Source organism: Streptomyces platensis (assembly GCF_008704855.1).
In the GTDB taxonomy this organism is placed as follows: domain Bacteria; phylum Actinomycetota; class Actinomycetes; order Streptomycetales; family Streptomycetaceae; genus Streptomyces; species Streptomyces platensis.
Genome location: NZ_CP023691.1, coordinates 6,262,583 through 6,288,951 on the forward strand (window position 1 = coordinate 6,262,583; position 26,369 = coordinate 6,288,951).

Annotated in this window: 27 protein-coding genes and 1 pseudogene; 24 read left to right on the plus strand and 4 right to left on the minus strand. The window is 70.7% G+C overall.

What is annotated here, in order from left to right; translation table 11 throughout:
- The first annotated feature begins 95 nt into the window (after nucleotides 1–95).
- The gene (gene ffh / locus CP981_RS27850; protein WP_085925214.1) at nucleotides 96–1,652 is read left to right on the plus strand and encodes a signal recognition particle protein; all 1,557 of its coding nucleotides are present in this window, start codon (nucleotides 96–98) and stop codon (nucleotides 1,650–1,652) included.
- Nucleotides 1,653–2,045: 393 nt separating this feature from the next.
- On the opposite strand, the gene CP981_RS27855 is transcribed toward ffh, so the two are convergent.
- Nucleotides 2,046–2,912 carry a methyltransferase domain-containing protein gene (locus tag CP981_RS27855; RefSeq protein WP_085928597.1) on the minus strand — a complete coding sequence of 289 codons (867 nt, stop codon included), beginning with the start codon at nucleotides 2,910–2,912 and terminating at the stop codon, nucleotides 2,046–2,048.
- A 533-nt stretch (nucleotides 2,913–3,445) separates the two neighbouring features.
- Between CP981_RS27855 and CP981_RS27860 the strand changes: the two genes are divergently transcribed.
- The 12 genes from CP981_RS27860 to CP981_RS27915 all read left to right on the plus strand — a co-directional run bounded on the left by CP981_RS27860 (nucleotide 3,446) and on the right by CP981_RS27915 (nucleotide 11,512).
- Nucleotides 3,446–4,036 carry a hypothetical protein gene (locus tag CP981_RS27860; protein WP_085928598.1) on the plus strand — a complete coding sequence of 197 codons (591 nt, stop codon included), beginning with the start codon at nucleotides 3,446–3,448 and terminating at the stop codon, nucleotides 4,034–4,036.
- Between the two features lie 156 nt (nucleotides 4,037–4,192).
- On the plus strand, nucleotides 4,193–4,633 hold the full coding sequence (gene rpsP, locus CP981_RS27865) for a 30S ribosomal protein S16 (RefSeq protein ID WP_006602842.1): 441 nt from the start codon (nucleotides 4,193–4,195) through the stop codon (nucleotides 4,631–4,633).
- Nucleotides 4,634–4,635: 2 nt separating this feature from the next.
- The gene (locus CP981_RS27870; protein WP_003980229.1) at nucleotides 4,636–4,875 is read left to right on the plus strand and encodes an RNA-binding protein; all 240 of its coding nucleotides are present in this window, start codon (nucleotides 4,636–4,638) and stop codon (nucleotides 4,873–4,875) included.
- A 168-nt stretch (nucleotides 4,876–5,043) separates the two neighbouring features.
- On the plus strand, nucleotides 5,044–5,589 hold the full coding sequence (rimM, locus tag CP981_RS27875; RefSeq protein WP_085928599.1) for a ribosome maturation factor RimM: 546 nt from the start codon (nucleotides 5,044–5,046) through the stop codon (nucleotides 5,587–5,589).
- Nucleotides 5,589–6,398, plus strand: coding sequence for a tRNA (guanosine(37)-N1)-methyltransferase TrmD (gene trmD, locus CP981_RS27880; protein WP_085928600.1), 810 nt, complete (start codon nucleotides 5,589–5,591; stop codon nucleotides 6,396–6,398). The genes rimM and trmD overlap by 1 nt, the downstream gene beginning before the upstream one ends.
- Before the next feature lie 132 nt (nucleotides 6,399–6,530).
- Nucleotides 6,531–6,878 carry a 50S ribosomal protein L19 gene (gene rplS, locus CP981_RS27885; RefSeq protein ID WP_018087148.1) on the plus strand — a complete coding sequence of 116 codons (348 nt, stop codon included), beginning with the start codon at nucleotides 6,531–6,533 and terminating at the stop codon, nucleotides 6,876–6,878.
- A 96-nt stretch (nucleotides 6,879–6,974) separates the two neighbouring features.
- Nucleotides 6,975–7,739: a signal peptidase I gene (lepB, locus tag CP981_RS27890; RefSeq protein WP_085928601.1), complete on the plus strand. Its 765-nt coding sequence runs from the start codon at nucleotides 6,975–6,977 to the stop codon at nucleotides 7,737–7,739.
- Complete coding sequence (gene lepB / locus CP981_RS27895) at nucleotides 7,732–8,850, plus strand: signal peptidase I (RefSeq protein WP_085928602.1); 1,119 nt, start codon at nucleotides 7,732–7,734, stop codon at nucleotides 8,848–8,850. The genes lepB (CP981_RS27890) and lepB (CP981_RS27895) overlap by 8 nt, the downstream gene beginning before the upstream one ends.
- Entirely contained in the window at nucleotides 8,783–9,763 is a 981-nt protein-coding gene (gene lepB, locus CP981_RS27900) for a signal peptidase I (RefSeq protein WP_425282168.1), read from the plus strand. Before lepB (CP981_RS27895) ends, lepB (CP981_RS27900) begins: the two co-directional genes overlap by 68 nt.
- 54 nt (nucleotides 9,764–9,817) lie before the next feature.
- Complete coding sequence (gene lepB / locus CP981_RS27905; protein WP_085928603.1) at nucleotides 9,818–10,546, plus strand: signal peptidase I; 729 nt, start codon at nucleotides 9,818–9,820, stop codon at nucleotides 10,544–10,546.
- 28 nt (nucleotides 10,547–10,574) lie between these two features.
- Entirely contained in the window at nucleotides 10,575–11,165 is a 591-nt protein-coding gene (locus CP981_RS27910; protein WP_244329808.1) for an NUDIX hydrolase, read from the plus strand.
- A gap of 38 nt (nucleotides 11,166–11,203) precedes the next feature.
- The gene (locus tag CP981_RS27915; RefSeq protein ID WP_003980220.1) at nucleotides 11,204–11,512 is read left to right on the plus strand and encodes a DUF2469 domain-containing protein; all 309 of its coding nucleotides are present in this window, start codon (nucleotides 11,204–11,206) and stop codon (nucleotides 11,510–11,512) included.
- 111 nt (nucleotides 11,513–11,623) lie between these two features.
- Here CP981_RS27915 and CP981_RS38840 read toward each other — a convergent pair whose 3' ends face one another.
- The gene (locus CP981_RS38840; RefSeq protein ID WP_244330116.1) at nucleotides 11,624–11,896 is read right to left on the minus strand and encodes a hypothetical protein; all 273 of its coding nucleotides are present in this window, start codon (nucleotides 11,894–11,896) and stop codon (nucleotides 11,624–11,626) included.
- 190 nt (nucleotides 11,897–12,086) lie between these two features.
- On the opposite strand from CP981_RS38840, the pseudogene CP981_RS39405 reads away from it, so the two are divergent.
- The 5 genes and pseudogenes from CP981_RS39405 to CP981_RS27940 all read left to right on the plus strand — a co-directional run.
- A pseudogene (locus tag CP981_RS39405) lies at nucleotides 12,087–12,437 on the plus strand (YraN family protein); the annotation flags it as partial.
- Nucleotides 12,437–14,101 (plus strand): YifB family Mg chelatase-like AAA ATPase, encoded by a 1,665-nt coding sequence (locus CP981_RS27925; protein WP_085928605.1) that lies wholly within the window; start codon nucleotides 12,437–12,439, stop codon nucleotides 14,099–14,101. The pseudogene CP981_RS39405 and the gene CP981_RS27925, both read left to right, overlap by 1 nt.
- Entirely contained in the window at nucleotides 14,098–15,408 is a 1,311-nt protein-coding gene (gene dprA / locus CP981_RS27930; RefSeq protein ID WP_085928606.1) for a DNA-processing protein DprA, read from the plus strand. The genes CP981_RS27925 and dprA overlap by 4 nt, the downstream gene beginning before the upstream one ends.
- A 361-nt stretch (nucleotides 15,409–15,769) precedes the next feature.
- Nucleotides 15,770–16,606: an RNA polymerase sigma factor WhiG gene (gene whiG / locus CP981_RS27935; RefSeq protein ID WP_085928607.1), complete on the plus strand. Its 837-nt coding sequence runs from the start codon at nucleotides 15,770–15,772 to the stop codon at nucleotides 16,604–16,606.
- Nucleotides 16,607–16,733: 127 nt separating this feature from the next.
- Nucleotides 16,734–17,273: a TetR/AcrR family transcriptional regulator gene (locus CP981_RS27940; protein ID WP_167536249.1), complete on the plus strand. Its 540-nt coding sequence runs from the start codon at nucleotides 16,734–16,736 to the stop codon at nucleotides 17,271–17,273.
- A 345-nt stretch (nucleotides 17,274–17,618) separates the two neighbouring features.
- Here the strand turns inward: CP981_RS27940 and CP981_RS39575 are convergent, their stop codons facing one another.
- A complete protein-coding gene (locus tag CP981_RS39575; protein ID WP_425282169.1) occupies nucleotides 17,619–19,130 on the minus strand; it encodes a peptidoglycan DD-metalloendopeptidase family protein in 1,512 nt (503 codons plus the stop codon).
- Nucleotides 19,131–19,470: 340 nt separating this feature from the next.
- Here CP981_RS39575 and rpsB point away from each other — a divergent pair, with 340 nt between their 5' ends.
- From rpsB to CP981_RS27975, 5 genes are all read left to right on the plus strand, one after another.
- Nucleotides 19,471–20,367: a 30S ribosomal protein S2 gene (gene rpsB / locus CP981_RS27955; protein ID WP_085927529.1), complete on the plus strand. Its 897-nt coding sequence runs from the start codon at nucleotides 19,471–19,473 to the stop codon at nucleotides 20,365–20,367.
- 108 nt (nucleotides 20,368–20,475) lie between these two features.
- Complete coding sequence (gene tsf, locus CP981_RS27960; RefSeq protein WP_085927530.1) at nucleotides 20,476–21,312, plus strand: translation elongation factor Ts; 837 nt, start codon at nucleotides 20,476–20,478, stop codon at nucleotides 21,310–21,312.
- Nucleotides 21,313–21,474: 162 nt separating this feature from the next.
- A complete protein-coding gene (gene pyrH / locus CP981_RS27965; protein WP_018087130.1) occupies nucleotides 21,475–22,245 on the plus strand; it encodes a UMP kinase in 771 nt (256 codons plus the stop codon).
- Nucleotides 22,246–22,420: 175 nt separating this feature from the next.
- Nucleotides 22,421–22,978 carry a ribosome recycling factor gene (frr, locus tag CP981_RS27970; protein WP_085927531.1) on the plus strand — a complete coding sequence of 186 codons (558 nt, stop codon included), beginning with the start codon at nucleotides 22,421–22,423 and terminating at the stop codon, nucleotides 22,976–22,978.
- Entirely contained in the window at nucleotides 22,978–24,144 is a 1,167-nt protein-coding gene (locus CP981_RS27975) for a phosphatidate cytidylyltransferase (RefSeq protein ID WP_208852990.1), read from the plus strand. Before frr ends, CP981_RS27975 begins: the two co-directional genes overlap by 1 nt.
- Before the next feature lie 73 nt (nucleotides 24,145–24,217).
- On the opposite strand, the gene CP981_RS27980 is transcribed toward CP981_RS27975, so the two are convergent.
- Nucleotides 24,218–25,009, minus strand: coding sequence for a bestrophin-like domain (locus tag CP981_RS27980; RefSeq protein ID WP_244329809.1), 792 nt, complete (start codon nucleotides 25,007–25,009; stop codon nucleotides 24,218–24,220).
- A gap of 247 nt (nucleotides 25,010–25,256) precedes the next feature.
- Between CP981_RS27980 and rlmN the strand changes: the two genes are divergently transcribed.
- The gene (gene rlmN / locus CP981_RS27985; protein ID WP_085927534.1) at nucleotides 25,257–26,363 is read left to right on the plus strand and encodes a dual-specificity RNA methyltransferase RlmN; all 1,107 of its coding nucleotides are present in this window, start codon (nucleotides 25,257–25,259) and stop codon (nucleotides 26,361–26,363) included.
- Nucleotides 26,364–26,369 lie beyond the last annotated feature (6 nt).

Sequence of the window (26,369 nt, forward strand, 5' to 3'; positions counted from 1 at the left end):
GCCCGGAATGCAGGGCAGGAACGGTTTGCTTGCGGAGGCCGATACCCTAGAAGCCGACTGGACCCCGCCCCCGACCCCGAGGATCGACGACCGCCGTGTTCGATACGCTTTCCGACCGCTTGGCGAGTACTTTCAAAAACCTCCGGGGCAAGGGCCGCCTGAGCGAGGCGGACATCGACGCCACGGCGCGCGAGATCCGGATCGCGCTGCTCGAGGCCGATGTCGCCCTGCCCGTCGTCCGCGCCTTCATCAAGCAGGTCAAGGAGCGGGCCTCCGGTTCCGAGGTCTCCCAGGCGCTGAACCCCGCCCAGCAGGTCATCAAGATCGTCAACGAGGAGCTCGTCGGCATCCTCGGTGGCGAGACCCGCCGCCTGCGGCTCGCCAAGACCGCGCCGACCGTGATCATGCTGGCCGGTCTCCAGGGCGCCGGTAAGACCACCCTCGCCGGAAAGCTCGGCCGCTGGCTCAAGGGCCAGGGCCACGCCCCGATGCTGGTCGCCTGCGACCTCCAGCGCCCCAACGCCGTCAACCAGCTCTCCGTCGTCGCCGAGCGCGCCGGCGTGGCGATCTTCGCGCCCGAGCCGGGCAACGGCGTCGGTGACCCGGTCCAGGTTGCGAAGGACTCGATCGAGTACGCCCGTGGCAAGCAGCACGACATCGTCATCGTCGACACCGCCGGCCGGCTGGGCATCGACCAGGAGCTGATGCAGCAGGCCGCGGACATCCGCGACGCGGTCAGCCCCGACGAGGTCCTCTTCGTCGTCGACGCGATGATCGGTCAGGACGCGGTCAACACCGCAGAGGCGTTCCGCGACGGCGTCGGCTTCGACGGTGTGGTGCTCTCCAAGCTCGACGGTGACGCCCGCGGTGGTGCCGCGCTGTCCATCGCGCATGTCACCGGCAAGCAGATCATGTTCGCCTCCAACGGCGAGAAGCTGGACGACTTCGACGCGTTCCACCCGGACCGCATGGCGTCCCGCATCCTCGGCATGGGCGACATGCTCAGCCTGATCGAGAAGGCCGAGCAGACCTTCAGCCAGGCCGAGGCCGAGAAGATGGCGGCCAAGCTGGCGAAGGGCCCCAAGGAGTTCACCCTCGACGACTTCCTGGCCCAGATGGAGCAGGTCCGCAAGATGGGCTCCATCTCCAAGCTGCTCGGCATGCTGCCCGGCATGGGGCAGATGAAGGACCAGATCAACAACCTCGACGAGCGCGAGGTCGACCGCACGGCCGCCATCATCAAGTCGATGACCCCGGCCGAGCGCCAGGAGCCGACGATCATCAACGGCTCGCGCCGGGCCCGTATCGCCAAGGGCTCCGGTGTCGACGTCAGCGCGGTCAAGGGCCTGGTCGAGCGGTTCTTCGACGCCCGCAAGATGATGTCGAAGATGGCCCAGGGCGGCGGCATGCCCGGGATGCCCGGCATGCCGGGGATGCCTGGCATGGGCGGCGGCGCGCGCAAGAAGAAGCAGGTCAAGCAGGCCAAGGGCAAGCGCAAGAGCGGCAACCCGATGAAGCGCAAGGCCGAGGAAGAGGCCGCGGCCGCCCGCCGCGAGGCCGCCCAGGCCGGCAACCCGCTGGGCCTGCCCCAGGGCGGCCAGGACCCGCAGAACTTCGAACTCCCCGAGGAATTCAAGAAGTTCATGGGCTGACCCGGTTCACGGGTTGACCCCCAAGCTTGGCAGTACGAGCCCCTGGCCCTCTCTTGGAGACGGCCGGGGGCTCATTGCTTGCTGAAGCCGCGCCTCTGCACCCGCCACCCGAAGGCCGCGCCTCTACACCCGCACCCGAAAACCGAGCCTCTACACCCGCCCACCCCCCGAAGGGGGGTGGGCGGCGGGGAAAATCCAGGGCCCCGGGCGGCGGGGAAAATCCAGGGCCTTGGGGCCGTGGGCGAAGTCAGGGCCCTGGTGGCCGCAGGGGAAAGCCAGGGTTCCCAGGCCGCAAGGCAACGCCAGACCCCCGGGCCGCAAGGGAAAATCCAGCTTCCCCGAGCCACAGGCGAAAGCCGCCCCCCCCCCCGCCCCACCAACCGCCCCGCCCCGCTATCGCGTCCGCGCGATCAGATACCGGAACACATTCGGCATCCACACCGTCCCGTCCGCCCGCTGATACGGATGCAGTGCCTCCACGAGTTCCTTCTCCACCTGGCGCTGCTCGGCCACCTCCAGCGCGGCGTCGAACAGCCCGGTCGACAGCAGCCCCCGTACCGCACTCGCCAGATCCGCGTACCCGAACGGGCAGGCCACCCGCCCGGAGCCGTCCGGCCGCAGCCCGGCCCGGTCCGCCAGGTCCTCCAGGTCGTCCCGTCCGCTGGGCCGCCACCCACGGGAGCCGATGACGGGGTCGCCGGGGGGATCGGCCAGCCGCTGCGCCACCCGTAGCACCCCGGCCGTGGCGCACCGCTCCACCGGGCCCCAGCCGCCGAGCACCACCGCGCTGCCGCGCTCCGCCAGCCCGGCCGCCGCGGTGAGCGACGCCGTCAGCCCCTCGACCGTGCTCACACAGCCCACCGGGTGGAACGCCGTCACGACGTTGAACGGGGCGTCCCCGGGCGCCGCGGCCTCCAGACCGCCGCTGACCACCCTGGTGTGCTCCGGCATGCCGTCCGGTGTGAGCCGCTCACGCGCCAGCTCCAGCCGGGACTCGTCCGCGTCCACCCCGCTGACCTGCGCGCCGCGCGCCGCCGCGAGCAGCAGCGCCAGACCGGACCCGCAGCCCAGCCCGAGCAGGCGGGTGCCGGGACCGACCCCCAGACGGTCGTACGCGGCTTCGTACAGCGGCACCAGCATCCGCTCCTGGATCTCGGCCCAGTCGCGGGTGCGCGCCCGCGACCGGGCCGGAGCGGGCGGGTCGTCGCAGCGCGTGGATCCGGAATGCGGAAGCTGGTGCCGCACGAGCGTCGGTGACATCGATAGCGCCCCTATTCGCCGAGAACCCGAAGCTGTTCCGTACCGATCGCCCCCGTGTTCGCGCGTGGTGCGCCCCCGCAATCCAGACAACTGCGCATTCGCCCAAGCGTCCAGGGGATGCGCCGGGGTTATCTCCCGCGCGCCCCCGTGTGCGCCGGGCCCGCTCCCTGGAGCGCCGTTCCAGCGTGCCCCGGCCGGCGCCGTTCCGCCACGGCAGCGCCCGCCGCCCGGTTCTCCGGACTCCCACGTCCGACGGGCCTACGGTGGGATTCGAGCCGGTGCGGCCGGGCACAGGTACGCCCCGTACCATCGCCGCCATGATCGTTGCCTCGGCATACGACCGGATGCGATCGGCTACGCCATGCGGCGTACGCGGGGATACGTACCGGCTTGCGGGCCGCTGGGCGCCTTCTGCGCAGATCTGCGCACCCCGCCCTCGGCACGACTCATGACCGGAAACTGACTGGTACGTGCAAATTATTTGAGATGCCCCGGAATCGGAACACTCGACGACCCCGGCTCGTTGTCACGACGTGAGCACGACACCGCCTGTCCTCGCCGCCGAACTGGCGCTCGCCTGGGCCGATATTCAACGGCACCACCCCGAGCTGCCGGATCTGGCCGCGCCCGAGTCCCTGATCGGGGAGTCCTCGTCCGCCTGTGGCGCGGAACTCTCCTTCGAACGGCTGCTCCATGAGGCAGTCCATGGCATCGCCGCCGCCCGCGGCGTCCGCGACACCTCCCGCGCAGGCCGCTACCACAACCGCCGATTCCTGGCGATCGCCGAGGAGTTGGGCCTGGACCATATCGACGAGCCGCACCCCAGCAGCGGCTTCTCCCTGGTCACGCTCAACCCCGAAGCCAGAAGGCGCTACCGCTCCACCATCGAACGCCTCGGCAGAGCCCTCAAGGCGCACACCGCCGCCACCGCCACCGACACCACCCGCAGCTTCCGGGGCCCGGCCGCCCGGCACGGCTCCTCCGGGGGCGGCGTCCGCGTCAAGGCCGTCTGCGACTGCGGGCGCAATGTCCGCGTCGTGCCGTCCGTGCTCGCCCAGGCGCCGATCGTCTGTGGCGGCTGCGGGAAGCCTTTCCGGATCCCCGAGGTGGCCGCGGTCGGCTGACCCGAGGGCGTGTGGCACAATAGCTAGCTGTACTCGACAGTCGCATAGGACCCCTCTCTCCTCCGGCTGACGCGTCCATCGGGCACCCCGAGTACCGCAACCCCACGTGGCATCCCGTTGTGCCCCACCACGTCAAGACCAGGAGACACCACTCCCGTGGCAGTCAAGATCAAGCTGAAGCGTCTGGGCAAGATCCGCGCGCCTCACTACCGCATCGTCATCGCCGACTCCCGTACCCGCCGTGACGGCCGGGCCATCGAGGAGATCGGTCTGTACCACCCGGTGCAGAACCCCTCGCGCATCGAGGTCGACTCCGAGCGTGTCCAGTACTGGCTGGGTGTCGGCGCGCAGCCGACCGAGCCCGTCATGGCCATCCTCAAGGTCACCGGCGACTGGCAGAAGTTCAAGGGCCTGCCCGCCCCGGCGCCGATGAAGGTTGCCGAGCCGAAGGCCGACAAGCGCGCCCTCTTCGAGGCCGCCGCCAAGGCTTCCGGCGACGAGCCGAAGGGTGAGGCCATCACCCCGAAGGCGAAGAAGGCTGACAAGAAGGCGGACGAGGCTGCGGCCGAGTCCACCTCCGAGTCGACCGAGGCCTGAGCATGCTCGAGGAAGCCCTCGAGCACCTCGTCAAGGGCATCGTCGACAACCCCGACGATGTGCAGGTAGCCTCGCGCACCCTGCGCCGCGGACGCGTGCTCGAGGTCCGGGTCCACCCCGACGACCTCGGCAAGGTGATCGGCCGTAATGGCCGGACCGCCCGCGCGCTGCGGACCGTCGTGGGCGCCATCGGCGGCCGTGGCATCCGCGTCGACCTCGTCGACGTGGACCAGGTCCGCTGACAAGTTGAACACCGGCTCGGGCCGGGGAGGGCCCTCGGGCCGTCCCCGGCCTGAGTTCGTTGGTGAGCGTGGATCCACCCTCGTCACCCTCCATCGAGAAACCACGACGGCGCTCGCCGCCTCCGCGCAAGCGGCGGCGGTTCGGCCGCAACAACGGGAGAGAACAGCGTGCAGTTGGTAGTGGCGCGGATCGGCCGCGCCCACGGCATCAAGGGCGAGGTCACGGTAGAGGTGCGCACCGACGAGCCCGAGCTGCGGCTCGGCCCGGGCGCCGTCCTCGCCACCGAACCCTCCTCCGTCGGACCGCTGACCATCGCCACCGGGCGGGTGCACAGCGGCCGGCTGCTGCTGCGCTTCGAGGGCGTCGCGGACCGCACGGCCGCCGAGGCGCTGCGCAACACCCTGCTGATCGCGGAGGTCGACCCCGAGGAAGTCCCCGAGGACCCCGAGGAGTTCTACGACCACCAGCTGATCGACCTCGACGTCGTCACCCGCGCCGGCACCGAGGTCGGCCGGATCTCCGAGATCTCCCACCTGCCCTACCAGGACCTGCTGGTCGTCCAGCGGCCCGACGGCAGCGAGGTCCTGATCCCGTTCGTCTCCGAGATCGTCCCGGAGATCGACCTGGAGGAGCAGCGCGCGGTCATCGACCCGCCGCCCGGCCTCCTCGACGACAGCCAGGCCGAGATCGCCAGCAGCCGCGAGGACAGCTGATGCGGCTCGACGTCGTCACGATCTTCCCCGAGTACCTCGAGCCGCTGAACGTCTCCCTCGTCGGCAAGGCCCGGGCCCGCGGACAGCTCGATGTGCGCATCCACGACCTGCGGGAATGGGCGCACGACAAGCACAACACCGTCGACGACACGCCCTACGGCGGCGGCCCCGGCATGGTCATGAAGCCCGAGCCGTGGGGCGAGGCGCTCGACGAGATCCTCGCGTCCGGTGACGGGGAGCCGGTGATCGTCGTCCCCACGCCCAGCGGCGCCCCCTTCACCCAGCAGCTCGCCGTCGAACTCTCCGCCAAGCCCTGGCTGGTGTTCACCCCGGCCCGCTACGAAGGCATCGACCGCCGCGTCATCGAGGAGTACGGCGACCGCGTCGACGTCCGTGAGGCCTCCATCGGCGACTACGTCCTGGCCGGTGGCGAGGCACCGGTCCTGGTCATGGTCGAGGCGGTGGCCCGGCTGCTGCCCGGTGTCCTCGGCAACGCCGCCTCCCACCAGGACGACTCCTTCGCCCCCGGCGCGATGGCCGACCTCCTGGAAGGGCCCGTCTACACCAAGCCTCCCGAGTGGCGCGGCCGCGGGATCCCCGACGTCCTGGTCAGCGGCCACCACGGCAAGATCGCCCGCTGGCGCCGGGACGAGGCGTTCCGCCGGACCGACCTCAACCGCCCCGATCTGATCGAGCGCGCCGACCCCGCCGCGTTCGACAAACACGACCGCGCGATCCTCGCCGCCCTCGGCTGGGCGGTGGGTGACGACGGCCGATTTGGGCGGACGAGCGAGGCCGTGGAAGAATAGGCCGCTGCTGTGTGCGTCCGGCGCGCGCCCCTGCCACAGGGGGAACGACGCCCGCCCGACGGAACGGCATCCGAAACATCCTTCCCATATCCCGTTGATGACCTGTGGCATCAGCGAAGAAAGCAGTAGGTCATGCACCTTCTCGACTCCGTCGACGCCGCGTCGAAGCGCAGCGACATCCCGGCCTTCCGCCCGGGTGACACCGTCAACGTCCACGTCCGCGTCATCGAGGGCAACCGCTCCCGTGTGCAGCAGTTCAAGGGCGTTGTCATCCGCCGTCAGGGCGCCGGCGTCCGCGAGACCTTCACGGTCCGCAAGGTCAGCTTCTCCGTCGGCGTCGAGCGCACCTTCCCGGTGCACACCCCGATCGTCGAGAAGATCGAGGTCGTGACCCGCGGTGACGTCCGTCGCGCCAAGCTGTACTTCCTCCGTGAGCTCCGCGGCAAGGCCGCGAAGATCAAGGAGAAGCGCGACAACTGAGCCGGTGCGCCCCGGAGCACGATTTTTTGCGCCGGGGCAACGCAAACCGACGCTCGCGTACGGTGTCCGGATCCGGCCGGATAGGCTCAGGGCCCGATGGACACCGACGCACAGCTCACGGAGCGCGACCCCTCTCCCACCCCCGACCAGGGGCCGGAGCAGGGGTCGCGCTTCGCGCGTTTCCGCGCCCGTACGGCCGGTCTGCGCCACCGGCCGGTCACCCTGCTCGCGTTGTGCCTGGCCTTTGTGCTGCTGCTCAGCACGTTCATCGCACAGCCCTTTCTGATCCCCAGCTCCTCCATGGAGAACACCCTGCACATCGGGGACCGAGTGCTGGTCAACAAGCTGGCCTACCGCTTCGGCAGCGCACCGGAGCGCGGCGATGTGGTGGTCTTCGACGGCACCGGGTCCTTCGTTCACAGGGAACAGGGGGAGAATCCCGTCACGGGGCTGCTGCGCGGAGCCGGCGCGGCGCTGGGCCTGGCCCGTCCCGCCGAGACCGACTACGTCAAGCGTGTGATCGGCATCGGCGGTGACCGTGTGACCTGCTGCGACAAACGGGGACGGATCGAAGTGAACGGTGAGCCCGTGAGCGAGGCGTATCTCCACCCTGGGGACGCGCCGTCCTCGGTGGATTTCGACATCGTGGTGCCCGAGGGCAGGCTGTGGGTCATGGGGGACCACCGCGCCAGATCCAGTGATTCCCGCGACCACCTCGGTCAGGCGGGCGGCGGCACGGTCCCCGTGGACAGGGTCATCGGCCGTGCGGACCTGATCACCTGGCCGATGAGCCGCTGGCGCACCTTCGACACCCCAGAGACCTTCGACCGGATACCCGCCGCGGCAGGTCCCCATGGGTAAGCGCGGGCGGCCCCGCCACGGGAGCCAGGGCGATGGCCCGCCGAAGCGGAGCCGGGCGCGCGGTGCCGACCCCACGGGGCCGGGCGACGAGGCGTACGGCGACTCCGGCGCGCGTGGTGGTCCCCAGGAGACGGTCGGGCACGGCGGCCGGCGGTCGGCCCGGGTCGCGACCGGCGGGCGCGCCGAGCGGCGGCGCCAGGCGCGGCGCATCAAGCGGCGCAGACAGCGCTCCTACCTGAAGGAAATCCCGATCCTGGTGGGCGTGGCGCTGGCCATCGCCCTCGTCCTGAAGACCTTTCTCGTCCAGGCATTCGTCATCCCGTCCGGCTCCATGGAGCAGACGATCAAAATCGGCGACCGGGTGCTGGTCGACAAGCTGACGCCGTGGTTCGGCTCCAAGCCGGAGCGCGGCGACGTCGTCGTCTTCAAGGATCCCGGGGGCTGGCTCAAGGGCGAGCAGACCAAGCCCCCCGCCGACGGGGGCGCCTTCCAGCCGGTCAAGGACGCCATGACCTTCATCGGGTTGCTGCCGTCGGCCGATGAACAAGACCTGATCAAGCGGGTCGTGGCGGTCGGCGGCGACACCGTCAAGTGCTGCGACAAGCAGGGCCGGGTCACCGTCAACGGCGCACCGCTGACCGAACCGTATATCCATCCCGGCAACCCGCCCTCCACACTGAAGTTCACGGTGGCCGTCCCCACCGGGCGGATCTTCGTGATGGGCGACCACCGCTCGGACTCCGCGGATTCGCGCTTCCACCTGGACGAGCCGTACCGTGGCACGGTCTCGGAGGACAGTGTCGTGGGCCGGGCCGTGGTGATCGCCTGGCCGTTCAGCCACTGGCGGCGCCTCGAAGAGCCCGACACCTTTGCGACGGTGCGCGACGCGCCGGGCGCCAAGGCGTCCTCGGCAGGAACGCCGCATAAGGTGGCATCCGAGAGTTTGACCGTACTCCCGACCCCTGCGGAACTCCCGCTCGTTATGGGAGTGATGGGCCTGCACCGGTTGACGGGTGGGCGAGTGCGTGGAGTGAGGAGCAGATGTGGGGGACTTGGCGGTCGGCGCGCGGTCCGGAACCGAAGAGCCCGAAGAGCCGGCAGGGCGTGGTGAGGCCGCGGGACCGGCGACGAGTTCCGTGCATCAGTCACCAGCACAGTCAGGGGCGCAGTCGCAGCGTTCGGCCCCGGCCGACGTATCGGACACATCCGATACGTTGGACAGGTCGTCGGGCGAGGAGGTGAGCGGCGGCATGAAGAAGGCCAAGAAGCCGCGCGCCTTCTGGAAGGAGCTGCCGATCCTCATCGGCATCGCTCTGCTCCTGGCGCTGCTGATCAAGACGTTCCTGGTGCAGGCATTCTCGATCCCGTCCGACTCGATGCAGGACACTCTCCAGCGCGGGGACCGGGTCCTGGTCGACAAGCTGACGCCGTGGTTCGGCTCCAAGCCGCAGCGCGGCGAGGTCGTGGTCTTCCACGACCCGGGTGGCTGGCTGAACGAGACGCCGACCCCCGAGCCCAACCCCGTCCAGAAGGTCCTCAGCTTCATCGGGCTGATGCCTTCGGCCGAGGAGAAGGACCTGATCAAGCGGGTCATCGCGGTCGGCGGCGACACCGTCGAGTGCCACGGCACCGGCCCGGTCAAGGTCAACGGCAAGGCCCTCAAGGAAGACTCGTACATCTTCCCCGGCGTCACCCCCTGCGGTGACCGCGCGTTCGGCCCGATCCACGTCCCCAAGGGCCGGATCTGGGTGATGGGCGATCACCGTGACGACTCCCTCGACTCCCGGTACCACCAGAACCTCAAGGGCAATGGCACGGTCTCGGAGGAGGAGGTCGTCGGCCGGGCGTTCACCATCGCATGGCCGATCAACCGCTGGTCGACCCTGCCGGTACCGGACACCTTCGACCAGCCCGGGATCAACAAGGCAATGGGTGCGGCTCCGGCCGCCCTGGGGCTGGCGGGCGCGGTGCCGATCGTGATGTGGCGCCGCCGGAGGCTGACCGGAGCGCGTAACCCCAGGTAAGGTGCCGTCCCGGATCTTCGACGCGGGCCGGTTCCGCGGGGTGGGAGCGCTGGGATGAGCAGCAGTACCGAACACAGGACCGACGGCCGCGGCCGGACGACGGGCAGCGTGCTGTCCGGTCTGGCCGTGGCCGTCGGCTGTGTGCTGTTCCTGGGCGGCTTCGTATGGGGGGCGCTGATATACCGCCCCTATACGGTGCCGACCGATTCGATGTCGCCCACGATCGCGGCCGGTGCCCGGGTTCTGGCCGAGCGGGTGGACGGCTCCGAGATACGGCGCGGCGACATCGTCGTCTTCAAGGACGACGTCTGGGGCGACCTTCCGATGGTCAAGCGCGTCGTCGGCACCGGCGGCGACAAGGTCGCCTGCTGCACCAAGCAGGGGCGGCTGACCGTCAACGGAAAGCCCGTCGAGGAACCGTATCTCCAGGGCAGCGGGCCCGCCTCGCCCGTCGGTTTCAAGGCCAAGGTCCCCGCCGGCCAGCTCTTCCTGCTCGGCGATCACCGCAACGACTCCCTCGACTCCCGTGTCCACCTCACCGACGGCGACCACGGCTCGGTGCCGCGCAGCGCCGTCAACGCCCGGGTCGACGCGCGCGCCTGGCCGCTCGGCAGCGTCGGCGTGATGCAGCGCCCGACAAGCTTCGCCGCCCTGCCCGGCGGTATCTCCCAGCCCGGCCCGGTGCAGCCCATCACCTTCGCGGTGGTCGCCGGTGCGGTTCTCATCCTTGGCGGTGCGGCCTACGGACCGCTCGCCCGGCGCGGGGCGCGTAAGCGTGGCTGAGGGGTCGGGGCGGGGTGCCGAGGAGCCCATGGGGCGTGGGCCGGCGGACGGTGCTGCGGCCGGCGGTGACGTGTCCGCCGGGCGCCGTGCGGCGGCCGAAGGACGAGCCGATGCCGCCCCCGACGCACCGGAGGCGACCGCGGTACGCCAGGTCTCCCGCGTCGTGCTGCTCGACCCCGACGACCGGATCCTGCTGCTCCACGGCTTCGAACCGGACCGCCCCACCGACACCTGGTGGTTCACCCCCGGCGGCGGCCTCGAAGGCACGGAGAGCCGGGAAGAGGCAGCCCGCCGCGAGCTCGCCGAGGAGACCGGCATCACTGACGTCGTCCTCGGCCCCGTCCTGTGGAAGCGCCACTGCGCATTTCCGTTCGACGGGCGCCGCTGGGAGCAGGATGAGTGGTACTACCTGGGAAGAACCGACCGGACGGCCACCCACACCGGCGGGCAGACGGAGCTGGAGCGACGCAGCGTCTCGGGACTGAGGTGGTGGACTTGGGAGGAACTGTCCGCATCCCGTGAGACGGTGTATCCGACCAGACTCGTCGAGCTGCTGCGTACGCTGCTCGACGATGGGCCCCCCGATGCGCCGGTGCTCCTGGAGACCGAGCGGGTCTGACGCACAATGGGGGGACGCACGGCTGAAGGGGATCTGCCATGAGCGCCGAGGACCTCGAGAAGTACGAGACCGAGATGGAGCTGAAGCTCTACCGGGAGTACCGCGACGTCGTCGGGCTGTTCAAATATGTGATCGAGACCGAGCGTCGCTTCTACCTCACCAATGATTACGAGATGCAGGTGCACTCGGTCCAGGGTGAGGTCTTTTTCGAAGTGTCGATGGCTGACGCCTGGGTCTGGGACATGTACCGCCCGGCCCGCTTCGTCAAGCAGGTGAGGGTACTCACGTTCAAGGACGTGAACATCGAGGAGCTCAACAAGAGCGATCTGGATCTTCCGGGGAGCTGAGCCGGCCGGAGCGCCGGGTCCCGGGGCGGCCCACCGTCATCCGGACGGGTGAGCGGGTTATCCACATCCGGCTCACTGTCCACCAAGATCCAAAAGTTCGGGTCGGGGGCGTCACAGTCGGTGCCGGAGGTGGTACCGCATGAACGCCATGCAGGCCGGCCGGGAGGCCGGAAAGAACGCATCGATCACGGAGACGCCGTCGAGGACGCGCTCCGCGAGGGACCGGAACGCGGCACGGGGGGCGAGCTCGGCGGGCGCCGGGGGCGAGGTGCTCCGGGGACGTTCGACGAGCGGGCAGGGCGAGGCGGTCGGGTCGCGTTCGACGAGCGGTCCGGACGGGGCACGCAGCGGCGCGGGGCCGGGCGGCGAAGAGGTGCACAGCACGGGTTCGGGGCAGGTCGCGAAGGTTGGTTCGGGGCAGGCCGCGAAGGTTAGGTCGGCCGGTGGCCGCAGGGGCGGAGGGCCGCCCCCGGGGCGTAAGCCCCCCGCGGCGGACGGGCGAACCGCCGCCGAGCCATCAGGCACCGACCCGAGAGACGCCGGCCCCACGACGGCCAAACCGCCCGACACCCGGCGCCGCGCCCTCGGCCGGTACGGCGAGGACCTCGCAGCCCGGCGGCTCATCGAGGCCGGGATGCGGATCCTGGACCGGAACTGGCGCTGCCGCGACGGAGAGATCGACATCGTCGCGGCCGACGGCGACGCCCTGGTGGTCTGCGAAGTCAAAACCCGCCGCGCCGGCTGGTACGAACACCCCATGGCGGCCGTACGCCCCGAGAAGACCGCCCGGCTGCGACTCCTGGCGGAACGCTGGCTGGAGCGACACGGCGGCCCCCCGCCCGGAGGCGTACGGATCGACGTCATCGGCGTACTGCTGCCGACCCGCGGCGCCCCGGTCGTCCAGCACGCGCGAGGGGTGGCCTGATGGGGTTCGCCCGCACCTGCTCCGTCGCCCTGGTAGGCGTCGAAGGTGTCGTCGTCGAAGTCCAGGCCGACCTGGAACCCGGCGTCGCCGCCTTCACCCTCGTCGGACTCCCCGACAAGAGCCTCATCGAGTCCAGAGAACGGGTGCGCGCGGCCGTCGTGAACTCCGGCGCCGAATGGCCGCAGAAGAAGCTCACCGTCGGCCTCAGCCCGGCCTCCGTGCCCAAAGGCGGCAGCGGTTTCGACCTGGCCGTGGCCTGCGCGGTCCTCGGTGCCGCCGAGCGCCTGGACCCGCGCGAACTCACCGACCTGATGATGATCGGCGAACTGGGGCTGGACGGCCGCGTCCGCCCCGTACGCGGAGTACTGCCCGCCGTATTAGCCGCCGCCGACGCCGGATACCGCCAGGTCGTCGTCCCGGAACAGACCGTGGCCGAGGCATCCCTCGTCCCCGGCATCTCCGTCCTCGGCGTGCGCAGCCTGCGCCAGCTCATCGCCGTCCTCGCCGACGAACCGGTGCCCGAGGAGGAGGACCCCCGGGAAGAAGGCCGCCCCGACCCCTCGCTCGCCGGGCTGGTCGTGCCCGGAACCAGCGTGGGCGCGGGCCTGCCACCCGGGGACCACACCCCCGACCTGGCGGACGTCGCAGGCCAGCACAGCGCCCGCCGCGCCCTGGAAGTGGCCGCCGCCGGACGGCACCACATCTTCTTCAAGGGCCCACCCGGCGCCGGCAAAACCATGCTCGCCGAACGCCTCCCGGGGCTGCTGCCGCCTCTGTCGCCCAAGGAATCCCTGGAGGTCACCGCCGTCCACTCGGTAGCCGGCACTCTCCCGCCGGGGCAGCCGCTCGTCCACCGGCCGCCCTACTGCGCCCCGCACCACTCCGCGACCATGGCGTCCCTCGTGGGCGGCGGCACCGGACTGCCCCGCCCCGGCGCCGTCTCCCTCGCCCACCACGGCGTGCTGTTCGTGGACGAGGCCGCGGAGTGCAGCCCACGCGTCCTGGACGCACTGCGCCAGCCGCTGGAGTCCGGTCATGTCGTCGTCGCCCGCGCCGCGGGCATGATGCGCATGCCCGCCCGCATCCTCCTTGCCCTCGCGGCCAACCCCTGTCCCTGCGGACGGCACGGCACCACCAGCGGCGGCTGCGAATGCCGGCCGTCGTCCGTCCGCCGCTACCGGGCCCGGCTCTCCGGCCCCCTGATGGACCGGGTGGACCTGCGCATCGCCGTCGAGCCGGTCGCCCGCGCCGAACTGATCGCCCTCGGGTGCGACACGGAAACCACCGCCGCTGTGGCCGAACGCGTCCGGACCGCCAGGGAACGCGCCGCAGCCCGATTCGCCGGCACACCGTGGCACACCAACAGCGAGGTACCCGGGCACGAGCTGCGCACCCGCTGGCAGGTCCACCCGGGCGCGCTGGCCCAGGCGGAACGCGACCTCGAATGCGGCCTCCTCACCGCCCGTGGCCTCGACCGCGTCCTCCGCGTCGCGTGGACGGCCGCCGACCTGGCCGGCCGCGACCGCCCCACCAAGGAGGACGTCAACTGGGCCCTGGAACTCCGCACCGGCGTACGCCGCGGCGCGCTGACAGCGGCCGGTGGCGGCGGAAAGCGCCACGAGACCGCTACCGCCCGGCCGCAGCACAAGCAGGGGCAACCATGAACGGCATCGACGCATGGGGCTTCGCCACTGGCGAGCCGGAGCCAGCCGACAACCACCGGGGCCGCGCACACGACCCCACGGCCGGACCGGGTCATGCCGTACCCACGACGACCGAGCCGAGCCCCGCGACCACCGAGCCATCGCGCGCAGTCGGCGAGGCAGCCGACCCGCAGCGCACGGCCCGCGCAGCCCTCACCCGCATCCTCGAACCCGGTGATGAGACCGCCGGCCGCTGGCTGCGCGAGATGGGCCCGGAGGCCCTGTGGCAGACCCTGTCCGACGACGATTCGGCCCCACCCCCGGGCGCAAGCCCGGCCAAGGTCGCGGGCCTGCGGTTGCGCGCCGCCCGCGCACGCCCCACGGCGGACCTCGACGCCGTCACCGCCCTCGGCGGCCGGTTCATCTGCCCCGGGGACGACGAATGGCCCGGCCAGCTCGACGACCTCGGCGACGCCCGCCCCATCGGCCTGTGGGTGCGTGGAACGGCAAACCTCCGATTGTGGGCACTGCGCTCGGTCGCCGTCGTCGGCGCCAGAGCCTGCACCGAATACGGTGCCCACCTCGCCACCACCCTCGGCGCCGGACTCGCCGACCGCGGCTGGACCGTCGTCTCCGGCGCCGCCTACGGCGTGGACGGCGCGGCCCACCGTGGCGCGCTCGCCGCGGACGGCGCGACCACCGCCGTCATGGCCTCAGGAGTCGACCACCCCTACCCGCGCGGACACACCGAATTGATCGGCCGGATCGCCGAACAGGGCCTGGTGGTCGCTGAGTTACCGCCAGGCGACCACCCCACCCGCAGCCGCTTCATCCAGCGCAACCGCGTGATCGCCGCGCTCACCAGAGGCACCGTCGTCGTAGAGGCCGAACTCCGCAGCGGCTCCCTCGTCACCGCCCGGCGGGCACAGACCCTCGGGCGCTTCACGATGGGCATGCCGGGCCCGGTCACCAGTGGCCTGTCCGCCGGTGTGCATCAACTCCTGCGCGGCGAGGCCGCGGTGGTCACCGACGCCGACGAGGTCATCGAGCTCGTCGGCAGCATCGGCGACCTCGCCCCCGACCGGGAAGGCCGGACCCGCATCCGCGACCTTCTGGACCCCGTCGCGACCCTCGTACTGGAGGCGCTGCCGGCGCGCGGCAGCGAGGGCACCGGCCATCTGGCCCAGGAGGCCGGCGTGCCCCGCGATGTCACCCGCGCCAAACTCTTCGAGCTGCTGTCCCTCGGATTCGTTCAAAAGTGCGGTGATCGCTGGGAGTTGGCGCGACGCGCCGAGACGACCGGGCGTTCCCGGCGAGGCGGTACTTGACCTGGGGTGAACGGGTGAAAGGGTGAGGGGAATGACCGCAGAATCCAGGTTTGCCGTGCTTCGTGGCACGGGCCCGACCCGTGGGGAGACGGCAATGTGGCGCACGGGACGCATGAGGCCCCGCCCGTCATGTCATGGCGTCCGCCCGCACGGCCCTCCGGAAGCCCGCGCCCGGCACCGTGTCCGGATGTCGCCACGCCGTACGAGGTAACTCTGGGGTGCGGGCAGCGGAACGTATCTGCGCACCCCCGAACCTGCCTTCCTCGCGCACCGCGACGCTATGGTCACGCTACGCTCACAGGCAATTCAACCCCCATACATCCATCCACCCGCGTCTCGGCAGAACGGCTCAAGGCGACGAATGCCCCAGCACACCTCCGGGTCTGACCGTGCGGCTGTACCACCCGCCGCACGCGGCAGCGTGCGCCCCGCTCCGCCCAGCGCGCTCGACGAGCTGTGGCGCGCCTACAAGGCGTCAGGCGACGGCAGGCTGCGGGAGCAGCTGATCCTGCACTACTCCCCGCTGGTCAAGTACGTCGCCGGCCGCGTCAGCGTCGGCCTGCCCCCCAACGTCGAACAGGCCGACTTCGTCTCCTCCGGGGTTTTCGGACTGATCGATGCCATCGAGAAGTTCGAGCCCGAACGCTCCATCAAGTTCGAGACCTACGCCATCACCCGCATCCGTGGCGCGATGATCGACGAGCTGCGCGCACTCGACTGGATTCCGCGCTCCGTACGGCAGAAGGCCCGCGCCGTCGAACGCGCCTACGCCACCCTCGAAGCGCAACTGCGCCGTACCCCCTCCGAGGCGGAGGTCGCCGAGGAGATGGGCATCGCCCTGGAGGAACTCCACGGGGTGTTCAGCCAGCTGTCCCTGGCCAACGTCGTGGCGCTGGAGGAGCTGCTGCACGTCGGCGGCGAGGGCGGCGAACGGCTGAGCCTGATGGACACCCTCGAGGACACGGCCGCCGAGAACCCGGTCGAGATCGCCGAGGACCGCGAGCTGCGGCGCCTGCTCGCGCGCGCCATCAACACCCTCCCCGAACGCGAGAAAACCGTGGTCACGCTCTACTACTACGAAGGCCTCACGCTCGCCGAGATCGGCAATGTCCTCGGCGTCACGGAGAGCAGAGTCAGCCAGATTCACACCAAATCCGTACTCCAGCTCAGGGCGAAACTCGCCGACGTCGGACGCTGAGTCACGCGTTGCGGGCGCCAGGTCTTTCCACGTGGTGTCGCCATGCGGAGTGCCACGGCGGGTGTGCCATCCGTAGAGTGGTGACGTGCCCAGGATTCGAGCGGCCTCCGTGGCCGAGCACCGGTCGATGCAGCGCGGCGCCCTCTTGGACGCCGCCCGCTCCCTGCTGTCCGAAGGCGGAACGGAAGCGCTGACCTTCCCCGCCCTCGCCGAGCGCACGGGCCTCGCGCGCTCCTCCGTGTATGAGTACTTCCGTTCGCGCGCCGCCGTCGTCGAAGAGCTGTGCGCCGTCGACTTCCCGGTCTGGGCCGCCGAGGTCGAAGTGGCGATGCAGCGCGTCGACACGCCCGAGGACAAGGTCGAGGCATATGTGCGCCGGCAACTCGCGCTGGTCGGCGACCGGCGCCACCGCGCCGTCGTGGCCATTTCGGCCGGCGAGCTGGACGCGGGCGCGCGCGAGAAGATCCGCGCGGCACACGGCGGACTCATCGCCATGATCGTCGAGGCGCTCGCCGCCCTCGGCCACGAACAGCCCCGGCTCGCGGCCATGCTCCTCCAGGGGGTCGTCGACGCCGCGGTCCGCCGCATCGAACTGGGTGCCGCAGAGGACCCGGGCGAGATCACGGAGGCGGCGGTGGCGATGGCTCTCCGCGGGGTTGGCGGCTGACTTCGGGGGCTTCCCCCCCCGGGCCCCCGGCCCACCCACCCACCTCCACCACCTCCACGCTCGTTGGCCCCGCAGCCCGCAGCCCGCAGCCCGCAGCCCGCAGCCCGCAGCCCGCAGCCCGCAGCCCGCAGCCCGCAGCCCGCAGCCCGCAGCCCGCAGCCCGGTCGTGCCCGTGGCGTGGTGCCGAGCTGCTGTGCGGCCCTCGCGCTGCTTTCGCCTGGGCCTGGCGTGGGCCGTTACCCGTGCGACGCCACCGTCGCCTCGCTGGCCGGGCTGGTCTCACCTTTGCGGGCTCGCCCGTTCCGTGGCGATCACCGCAGCGTCGGGATCACCGATTCGCCGTGGTCACGGCGTCTCGCGCTCACTCACCCCCTCGCCCGACGACGTGCCACGAGCGCCCTCCACTCCGCCGCCTCCGCGGGTCCTCCTCGCCTGCCGAGGCCGGGCCGCGGGGAGCCGACCGAACGCCCAGATCGCCACGGCCGCGAGTCCGGCCGCCTCGATGAGGGCTGCCGCCGTAGGCGCCGAGCTTCTTGCCTGCGCTGTGAGCTCCGGTGGTTCTGGATGCGGGGAAGAGGCAGCGCCGCCTGCCGGTAGGGGAATCCCGAAGATCGGCAGTAGTCGGGACGGGCCGCCGCGGAGCATGCTTCGGGGCAGCAGGGACAGTGGGTCCAGGTAGGTCTTGCCGCGGCGTAGGCCCCAGTGGAGGCAGGGCTCGCGGCAGTGGAACGGGCCGTCGGGCTGGAGGACGGCGACTGGCTGGCCGGCCTTGACGCGCTGGCCCTTCCGGACCGTGGAGCGTACGGGTTCGTACGTGGTGCGTAACGGAGGGCGGCCCGAGCGGGAGACCTCGAGGGTCAGGACGCCGCGGCCTGCGACGGTTCCCGCATAGGTCACCCGGCCAGGGGCCGCTGCTCGCACCACGGCGCCGGCGGAAGCGGCCAGGTCCACGCCGCGGTGCCCGGCCGCCCACGGGGAAGGAGGCGGCTCCCAGCCCCTGATCACCGTTGGTTGTGCGCCCACAGGGCCTCCCACCGGCCAGGATCTGTCCTTGTCCGGTGGCACGGCAGGTGCCGCGGGTGCCCCACTCTCGGCACGCCACCCCACCCCCTCGCCCACCTCCCCACGTCCCGCAACCACCGCCCAATCCACCCCGCGCCCCACCGGTTCGTCGACCTCGCGCCCCACCGGCCTCTCCGCCCCACGCAGCTCCGGCCTCTTCGCGCCGCGCAGCACCGGCCCCTCCGTCCCGCTCCCCGCAGGCCCGTCGATCCGGTGCTGCCCGGGCCGCCCCGCCACGAGCCCCAGCCCGCCCTCTGCCCCGCGCGCCGCCAGTCGTTCCACCCCACCCTCCACCCCTCGCCCCGCCACCCCATTCACCGACGGAGCGGCAGCGCTCGCGAGGGCCGGTGTGAAGAGTGTGAGGACCGCGGCCGTGGCCGGGGCCAGCAGCACGCCCGCCGCGTGGGCGGGGAAGAAGCAGCTCGGCCCATACCCCTTCGGCTCTCCTCGCGGCCCCGGTGGCAGAGGCGCGGGCGACCGGAAGCGGGACGGGGGCGGGGACGAGCAGCGAGACCGGGACCGGGACCGGGACCTGGACCTGGACCTGGACTGGGACCGAGGCGGAGGTGGGAACGAGGGCGAGGACCGTGGCCGGCGCCGGGCAGCCGGGAGGGGCCCCGGCCCGTGCCCCGCTCGGTCGCGGCCCCGGTGCCTGGGCCGCCCACCGGCCACCAGCCGCGGGAAGCGCCCCCGGAGGTCGCTGAAGGAGGCGCGGAAGGCGCTGGTCGGGAGCGAATGCCGGCGGGGATTTTGTTGCGGGTCTCGTCGCGGGTCTCGTCGCGGGTTTCGTCGCATGTGCTGACGGTGGCGCAGTCCGTCGCGGGGTGTGGATCTTGGTCTGAAGCTGTGGATGACGGGGCGGTTGTGGACAACGGTGTCACTCGGGCGGGGCTCGAAAAGGTGCGTGTCGCCCGGTGCATCGGCAGTCCCGTACACTTCTGATGGCGATCCGGGTCACCGGGTCGACTTCGCACGCCCCGCCGTCAGTGCACCAGTCCCGTTCGGGCAGCACGACGGCCGCGCCCCTCGGTCCTCGGACGGCTCCGCAAGGTGTCTTCCCCGGCAGGCGCGTCGGGGCGTCAGGCACCGCGGCCGACCGGCCGCAGTGGAACCGAGAACAACAAGGAGTACGGCCATGGCCGTCGTCACGATGCGGGAGCTGCTGGAGAGCGGCGTCCACTTCGGGCACCAGACCCGCCGCTGGAACCCGAAGATGAAGCGCTTCATCTTCACCGAGCGCAACGGCATCTACATCATCGACCTGCTCCAGTCGCTGTCGTACATCGACCGCGCCTACGAGTTCGTCAAGGAGACCGTCGCCCACGGCGGCTCGGTCATGTTCGTCGGCACGAAGAAGCAGGCCCAGGAGGCCATTGCCGAGCAGGCGACCCGCGTGGGCATGCCCTACGTGAACCAGCGCTGGCTCGGCGGCATGCTGACCAACTTCTCGACCGTCTACAAGCGCCTTCAGCGCCTGAAGGAGCTCGAGCAGATCGACTTCGAGGATGTGGCCGCCTCCGGCCTCACCAAGAAGGAGCTCCTGGTTCTCTCCCGCGAGAAGGCCAAGCTGGAGAAGACCCTGGGCGGTATCCGCGAGATGCAGAAGGTGCCCAGCGCCGTCTGGATCGTGGACACCAAGAAGGAGCACATTGCCGTCGGTGAGGCGCGCAAGCTCAACATCCCGGTCGTCGCGATCCTCGACACCAACTGCGACCCGGACGAGGTCGACTACAAGATCCCGGGCAACGACGACGCGATCCGCTCCGTCACCCTGCTCACCCGCGTGATCGCCGACGCCGTCGCCGAGGGCCTCATCGCCCGCTCCGGTGCCGCCACCGGCGACCAGAAGCCCGGCGAGAAGGCCGCTGGCGCCGAGCCGCTGGCCGAGTGGGAGCGCGACCTGCTCGAGGGCGAGAAGAAGGCTGACGACGAGGCCCCCAAGGCCGAGGAGAAGCCCGCTGAGGAGGCCGCTCCGGCCGCCGAGGCCCCCGCCGCCGAGGCCGAGGCCGAGAAGCCGGCCGAGCAGGCCTGACCCGCAGCATCCGGCTGATGACGGCGGGGGAGGGCGCCACAAGCGCCGCCCCCGCCGTCCACCCGTAGATCTTTCGACTTCGAGATTTCGAGAAGAGATTCACAGACCATGGCGAACTACACCGCCGCTGACGTCAAGAAGCTCCGCGAGCTCACCGGCGCCGGCATGATGGACTGCAAGAAGGCCCTGGACGAGGCCGAGGGCAACGTCGACAAGGCCGTCGAGGCGCTGCGTATCAAGGGCCAGAAGGGCGTCGCCAAGCGCGAGGGCCGGTCCGCCGAGAACGGCGCGGTGGTCTCCGTGATCGCCGGCGACAACACCTCCGGTGTCATCGTCGAGCTGAAGTGCGAGACGGACTTCGTCGCCAAGGGCGAGAAGTTCCAGGCCGTCGCCAACGAGATCGCCGCGCACGTCGCGAAGACCTCCCCGGCCGACATCGAGGCCCTGCTCGCCTCCGAGATCGAGGCCGGCAAGACCGTCCAGGCGTTCGTCGACGAGGCCAACGCCACCCTGGGCGAGAAGATCGTCCTGGACCGCTTCGCGCAGTTCGCCGACGGCTACGTGGCGGCGTACATGCACCGCACCATGCCCGACCTGCCGCCGCAGATCGGTGTTCTCGTCGAGCTCGACAAGGAGAACGCCGAGGTCGCCAAGGGCATTGCGCAGCACATCGCCGCGTTCGCCCCGAAGTACCTCGCCAAGGACGACGTGCCGGCCGAGGTCGTCGAGGCCGAGCGGCGTGTCGCCGAGGAGACCACCCGCGCGGAGGGCAAGCCCGAGGCTGCTCTTCCGAAGATCGTCGAGGGTCGGATCAACGGCTTCTTCAAGGACGCGACGCTGCTCGGTCAGCCGTACGCCCTTGACAACAAGAAGTCCGTTGAGAAGGTCCTCCAGGAGGCCGGTGTCACCCTGAAGCGCTTCTCGCGCATCAAGGTCGGCATCTGAGCCTGTCGCGAAGGCAGCGAATGACCTGCGACCCCGCTAGGGTCGTACGCAGTCGGCCGCTCAACGGCCGGCCGCAGATGTGACGAGGAGGCCATTGCCGCAGAGGGATCTGAACCAGACCCACGGCAATGGCCTTCTTCGTATGTGCACGAGGAGAGCTCAATGATTCACGGTGCCGACGGCGCGCACACAGACCATGCCGGTCACGGCGGCAGGCGACGCTTCCTGCTGAAGCTGTCGGGCGAAGCGTTCGCCGGCGGCGGGGGACTGGGCGTCGACCCCGACGTCGTGCACGCGATGGCCCGCGAGATCGCCGCCGTGGTGCGCGACGGCTACGAGATCGCCATCGTGATCGGCGGCGGCAATTTCTTCCGCGGCGCCGAACTCCAGCAGCGCGGTATGGACCGGGCCCGCTCCGACTACATGGGCATGCTCGGCACGGTCATGAACTGTCTGGCCCTCCAGGACTTCCTGGAGAAGGAGGGCATCGACTCCCGCGTCCAGACAGCCATCACCATGGGACAGGTCGCGGAGCCGTACATTCCGCTGCGCGCGGTGCGCCACCTGGAGAAGGGCCGGGTCGTCATCTTCGGCGCCGGTATGGGTATGCCGTACTTCTCCACCGACACCACCGCTGCCCAGCGTGCCCTGGAGATCGACGCCGAGGCCATGCTGATGGGGAAGAACGGGGTGGACGGGGTCTACGACTCCGACCCCAAGAAGAACCCCGACGCGGTGAAGTTCGACGCGCTCGAATACGGCGAGGTGATCACCCGTGACCTGAAGGTCGCCGATGCCACCGCCATCACGCTGTGCCGGGACAACAAGCTCCCGATCCTCGTGTTCGAGCTGCTCGCCGAGGGCAACATCGCGCGTGCGGTGAAGGGTGAGAAGATCGGCACGCTCGTCAGCGATCAGGACACCCGGGCCTGACGGCCTCAACTGCCGCGATTCCGTACGGGCATCGGCCCGTACGGGCGGCAGCTCCCGGCCGGGGTAGGACCCTGGTACGGGGATGGACAACGGCCTGCCGGTCGGACACCGTGCAGGAGAAGACGCGCGGCAGGGGCGAGGCTCTGCTTCTTACCGAAAAGACCAGGAGCAAGTGGTGATCGAAGAGACCCTCCTCGAGGCCGAGGAGAAGATGGAGAAGGCCGTCGTGGTCGCCAAGGAGGACTTCGCCGCGATTCGCACCGGGCGTGCGCACCCGGCGATGTTCAACAAGATCGTGGCGGACTACTACGGTGCCATGACGCCGATCAACCAGCTGGCGTCGTTCTCGGTGCCCGAGCCGCGGATGGCCGTGGTGACCCCGTTCGACAAGAGCGCGCTGCGCAACATCGAGCAGGCCATCCGCGACTCCGACCTCGGCGTCAACCCGAGCAACGACGGCAACATCATCCGAGTGACGTTCCCGGAGCTGACCGAGGAGCGCCGCAAGGAGTTCATCAAGGTCGCCAAGAACAAGGGCGAGGACGCGAAGATCTCGATCCGCAGCGTCCGGCGCAAGGCCAAGGAGACCCTCGACAAGCTCGTCAAGGACAAGGAGTCCGGCGAGGACGAGGTCCGCCGCGCCGAGAAGGAGCTCGACGACACCACCGCGAAGTACGTCGCGCAGGTGGACGAGCTCCTCAAGCACAAGGAATCCGAGCTCCTCGAGGTCTGATGAACGAGTCTTCCTGGGGGGCCCCGCCCGGCGCCGGTCAATGGGGACCGCCCGACCACGGACCGGCCCCCTCGCTTCGCGGGGCGGCGCCCCCCGCTCCGGCGGGTCCGGTGTACGACTGGGGCGATGCGGCGCAGACTCGGCCCATGCCCTTTGTCCCCGGGCAAGGCGGATACCAGGATGACAACCGAGAACATCGGGACATCCGGGATAACCAGGATCACCTGGACGACCGGGGGGCTGCTCGACGGAGCGGCCCCCTGTTCCGCGACGAAAAGCCGCAGGAGCCCATGCCCACCTCTCTTTCCGGGTCCGACAGCTCGCCGGACTCAGAGAAGCCGAAGAAGAAGAGCGCGGGCCGCAACCTGCCCGCCGCCATAGGGGTCGGCATCGGCCTCGGCGCGATCATTGTTGCGTCGCTCTTCGTCTACAAGCCCGTCTTCATCGGCGTGATAGCGATCGCCGTGGTCGTGGGCCTGTGGGAGCTGACCTCGCGGCTGGCGGAGCGCAAGGACATCCGGGTGCCGCTGGTGCCGCTCGCGGTCGGCGGTACGGCCATGGTGGTGGCCGGCTATGTCCGCGGCGCCGAGGGTGCCTGGGTGGCGATGGCGCTCACCGCGCTCGCCGTGCTCGTCTGGCGGATGACCGAGGCGCCCGAGAACTATCTGCGGGATGTCACCGCCGGCGTCTTCGCGGCGTTCTATGTGCCCTTCCTCGCGACGTTCGTGGCACTGATGCTCGCGGCCGAAGCCGACGGGCCGGAGCGGGTGATGACGTTCCTGCTGCTCACGGTCGTCAGCGACACCGGTGCGTACGCGGTCGGCTGGCGCTTCGGCAAGCACAAGCTCGCCCCGCGCATCAGCCCCGGCAAGACCCGCGAGGGACTCCTCGGCGCGGTGCTCTTCGCGATGGCGGCCGGCGCGCTGTGCATGGAGTTCCTGATCGTGGACGGCGCCTGGTGGCAGGGTCTGCTGCTCGGCCTCGCCGTCGCGGCCAGCGCGACCCTCGGCGACCTCGGCGAGTCCATGATCAAGCGGGACCTCGGCATCAAGGACATGGGCACTCTGCTCCCCGGTCACGGCGGCATCATGGACCGGCTCGACTCCCTGCTGCCGACCGCACCGGTCGTCTGGCTGCTTTTCGTGATCTTCGTGGGAGCCGGCTGATCGCACGGTTCTCGCAGGTGAGGGCAGGGAGAGGAAGTCCTCTCCCTGCCCTCACCTGTGCGCCGACCGCCGCCTACCGGGGCGTCGACAGGACCTCGACCACCGCGCGCAGCGGCTCCGGCGACGTCGCGAACTCGCCGAGGAACGGATACCCCAACTCGACGACGAGGAAGAGGTTGGCGGCGACGAGGACGCTCACCGCCCCCACCATCCCGTAGTGCATCCGGGCCTGCCGGCAGCCGAAGACGACGGAGAACCCGAGGACCAGTCCGCTGGTCAGAAAGATCACCAGCCACAAGGACAGCGGCGGGCCGACGTTGCTGCGCGCCTCCAGCAGCCGTTCCGTCCGCGCCTTGCTCAATTCCCGCAGCGACGCGAGGGAGGTGGCGAGGAAGGCCCGCTGGGTGTCGTCGCGGGGCCTGACGGCCTCGTACGCGCCGTAGAGGCGGTTCAGCGCGGTCTCGGCCCCGGGCCTCGCGCGCCCGGTCGCGGCGTCGGTCCACTCGGCCGACGCCGCGCGCCCGTACTCCAGCAGCCCGCTCCGGATCCGTACGCGCTCGGCCCCGCCGAGGACCTCGAGCCCCCTGGCCATCTGCGCCGCCAGGGCCCCCTCGGCCCGCGTCGTCTGGTCCGCCGTGTTCACCTGGCCCCAGAGCGCCAGGACGATGAAGCCGATGAGGAACCCGTAGACCACGGCGATGACGGGGAACAGGAACTGGGCGATCTCATTGTGTTCGCCCCGCTCAAGCCGGGGGAAACGGTGCCGGACAAGCGCCTGGACGGCCGCCGTCCCACCGGCGATACCGACCACCAGCCCCGCCAGCACCAACCAGGACGGCACGTTGATCACAATCCAACGGGTCACGGCCACCGCTCCACACTCCTGACGTACCCCACCCCGCCACCACCGGCGCGGTGGCCAACGAGGGCACGGGGCTGCGGATACGCCGGCTGCGTCCCTTCGGTGCGGGAGCGACATGGCGGGGGGATCGGGGTCCGGAGGGCGGGGGAGGTCTTGGTCCGGCCCCAGGCACCCTGCGCCGTAGCGGTGACCGTCCTCTCACCGCCTGCGGCCCGGGCCGCCCAGGACGATCTGCCACACTGGACGCACCATGCCTGCACCCGGAGAACTTACTTTTGTCGCGCCGCGCGGGGCCAAGAAGCCGCCGCGGCACCTTGCTGATCTCAGCCCCGTCGAGCGCCGTGAAGCGGTGGCGGCGATCGGGGAGAAGCCGTTTCGTGCCAAGCAGCTGTCGCAGCACTACTTCGCCCGTTATGCGCATGATCCGGCGGAGTGGACCGACATTCCGGCGGCGGCGCGCGAGAAGCTGGCGAGTGAGCTGCTGCCGGAGCTGATGACGGTCATGCGGCACATCTCGTGCGATGAGGACACCACGCGCAAGACGCTGTGGAAGCTGCATGACGGGACGCTCGTCGAGTCGGTGCTGATGCGGTACCCGGACCGGGTGACGATGTGTATCTCGTCGCAGGCGGGGTGCGGGATGAACTGCCCGTTCTGCGCCACGGGGCAGGCGGGGCTGGACCGCAATCTGTCGACCGCCGAGATCGTGCACCAGATCGTCGACGGGATGCGTGCGCTGCGCGACGGCGAGGTGCCGGGCGGGCCGGCGCGGCTGTCCAACATCGTCTTCATGGGGATGGGGGAGCCGCTCGCCAACTACAAGCGGGTGGTCGGGGCGATCCGGCGGCTGACGGATCCCGAGCCGGACGGGCTGGGGCTGTCGCAGCGGGGGATCACCGTCTCCACGGTCGGGCTGGTGCCGGCGATGCTGCGGTTCGCCGACGAGGGCTTCAAGTGCCGGCTGGCCGTGTCGCTGCACGCCCCGGACGACGAGCTGCGCGACACCCTGGTGCCCGTCAACACGCGCTGGAAGGTGCGGGAGGTGCTGGACGCGGCGTGGGAGTACGCCGAGAAGTCCGGGCGGCGGATCTCGATCGAGTACGCGCTGATCCGGGACATCAACGACCAGGCGTGGCGCGGTGACCTGCTGGGACGGCTGCTGAAGGGCAAGCGCGTCCATGTGAACCTCATTCCGCTGAACCCGACGCCGGGCTCGAAGTGGACCGCGTCGCGGCCCGAGGACGAGCGGGCGTTCGTCCAGGCCATCGAGGCGCACGGGGTTCCGGTGACCGTCCGCGACACCCGCGGCCAGGAGATCGACGGCGCCTGCGGGCAGCTCGCGGCCTCGGAGCGCTGACCGCCC

Bases quoted from the DNA above. Each gene is read 5' to 3' on its own strand.
- CP981_RS27975 (WP_208852990.1), top strand. From the start codon at position 22,978: ATGAACGAGTCTTCCTGGGGGGCCCCGCCCGGCGCCGGTCAATGGGGA.
- tsf (WP_085927530.1), top strand. From the start codon at position 20,476: ATGGCGAACTACACCGCCGCTGACGTCAAGAAGCTCCGCGAGCTCACC.
- CP981_RS27855 (WP_085928597.1), bottom strand. From the start codon at position 2,912: ATGTCACCGACGCTCGTGCGGCACCAGCTTCCGCATTCCGGATCCACG.
- CP981_RS27940 (WP_167536249.1), top strand. From the start codon at position 16,734: ATGCAGCGCGGCGCCCTCTTGGACGCCGCCCGCTCCCTGCTGTCCGAA.
- CP981_RS27925 (WP_085928605.1), top strand. From the start codon at position 12,437: ATGGGGTTCGCCCGCACCTGCTCCGTCGCCCTGGTAGGCGTCGAAGGT.
- CP981_RS27910 (WP_244329808.1), top strand. From the start codon at position 10,575: ATGGGGCGTGGGCCGGCGGACGGTGCTGCGGCCGGCGGTGACGTGTCC.
- rpsB (WP_085927529.1), top strand. From the start codon at position 19,471: ATGGCCGTCGTCACGATGCGGGAGCTGCTGGAGAGCGGCGTCCACTTC.
- CP981_RS27870 (WP_003980229.1), top strand. From the start codon at position 4,636: ATGCTCGAGGAAGCCCTCGAGCACCTCGTCAAGGGCATCGTCGACAAC.
- pyrH (WP_018087130.1), top strand. From the start codon at position 21,475: ATGATTCACGGTGCCGACGGCGCGCACACAGACCATGCCGGTCACGGC.
- lepB (WP_085928602.1), top strand. From the start codon at position 7,732: ATGGGTAAGCGCGGGCGGCCCCGCCACGGGAGCCAGGGCGATGGCCCG.
- CP981_RS39575 (WP_425282169.1), bottom strand. From the start codon at position 19,130: ATGCGACGAAACCCGCGACGAGACCCGCGACGAGACCCGCAACAAAAT.
- rlmN (WP_085927534.1), top strand. From the start codon at position 25,257: ATGCCTGCACCCGGAGAACTTACTTTTGTCGCGCCGCGCGGGGCCAAG.
- rplS (WP_018087148.1), top strand. From the start codon at position 6,531: ATGCACCTTCTCGACTCCGTCGACGCCGCGTCGAAGCGCAGCGACATC.
- lepB (WP_085928601.1), top strand. From the start codon at position 6,975: ATGGACACCGACGCACAGCTCACGGAGCGCGACCCCTCTCCCACCCCC.
- trmD (WP_085928600.1), top strand. From the start codon at position 5,589: ATGCGGCTCGACGTCGTCACGATCTTCCCCGAGTACCTCGAGCCGCTG.
- CP981_RS27915 (WP_003980220.1), top strand. From the start codon at position 11,204: ATGAGCGCCGAGGACCTCGAGAAGTACGAGACCGAGATGGAGCTGAAG.
- lepB (WP_085928603.1), top strand. From the start codon at position 9,818: ATGAGCAGCAGTACCGAACACAGGACCGACGGCCGCGGCCGGACGACG.
- dprA (WP_085928606.1), top strand. From the start codon at position 14,098: ATGAACGGCATCGACGCATGGGGCTTCGCCACTGGCGAGCCGGAGCCA.
- whiG (WP_085928607.1), top strand. From the start codon at position 15,770: ATGCCCCAGCACACCTCCGGGTCTGACCGTGCGGCTGTACCACCCGCC.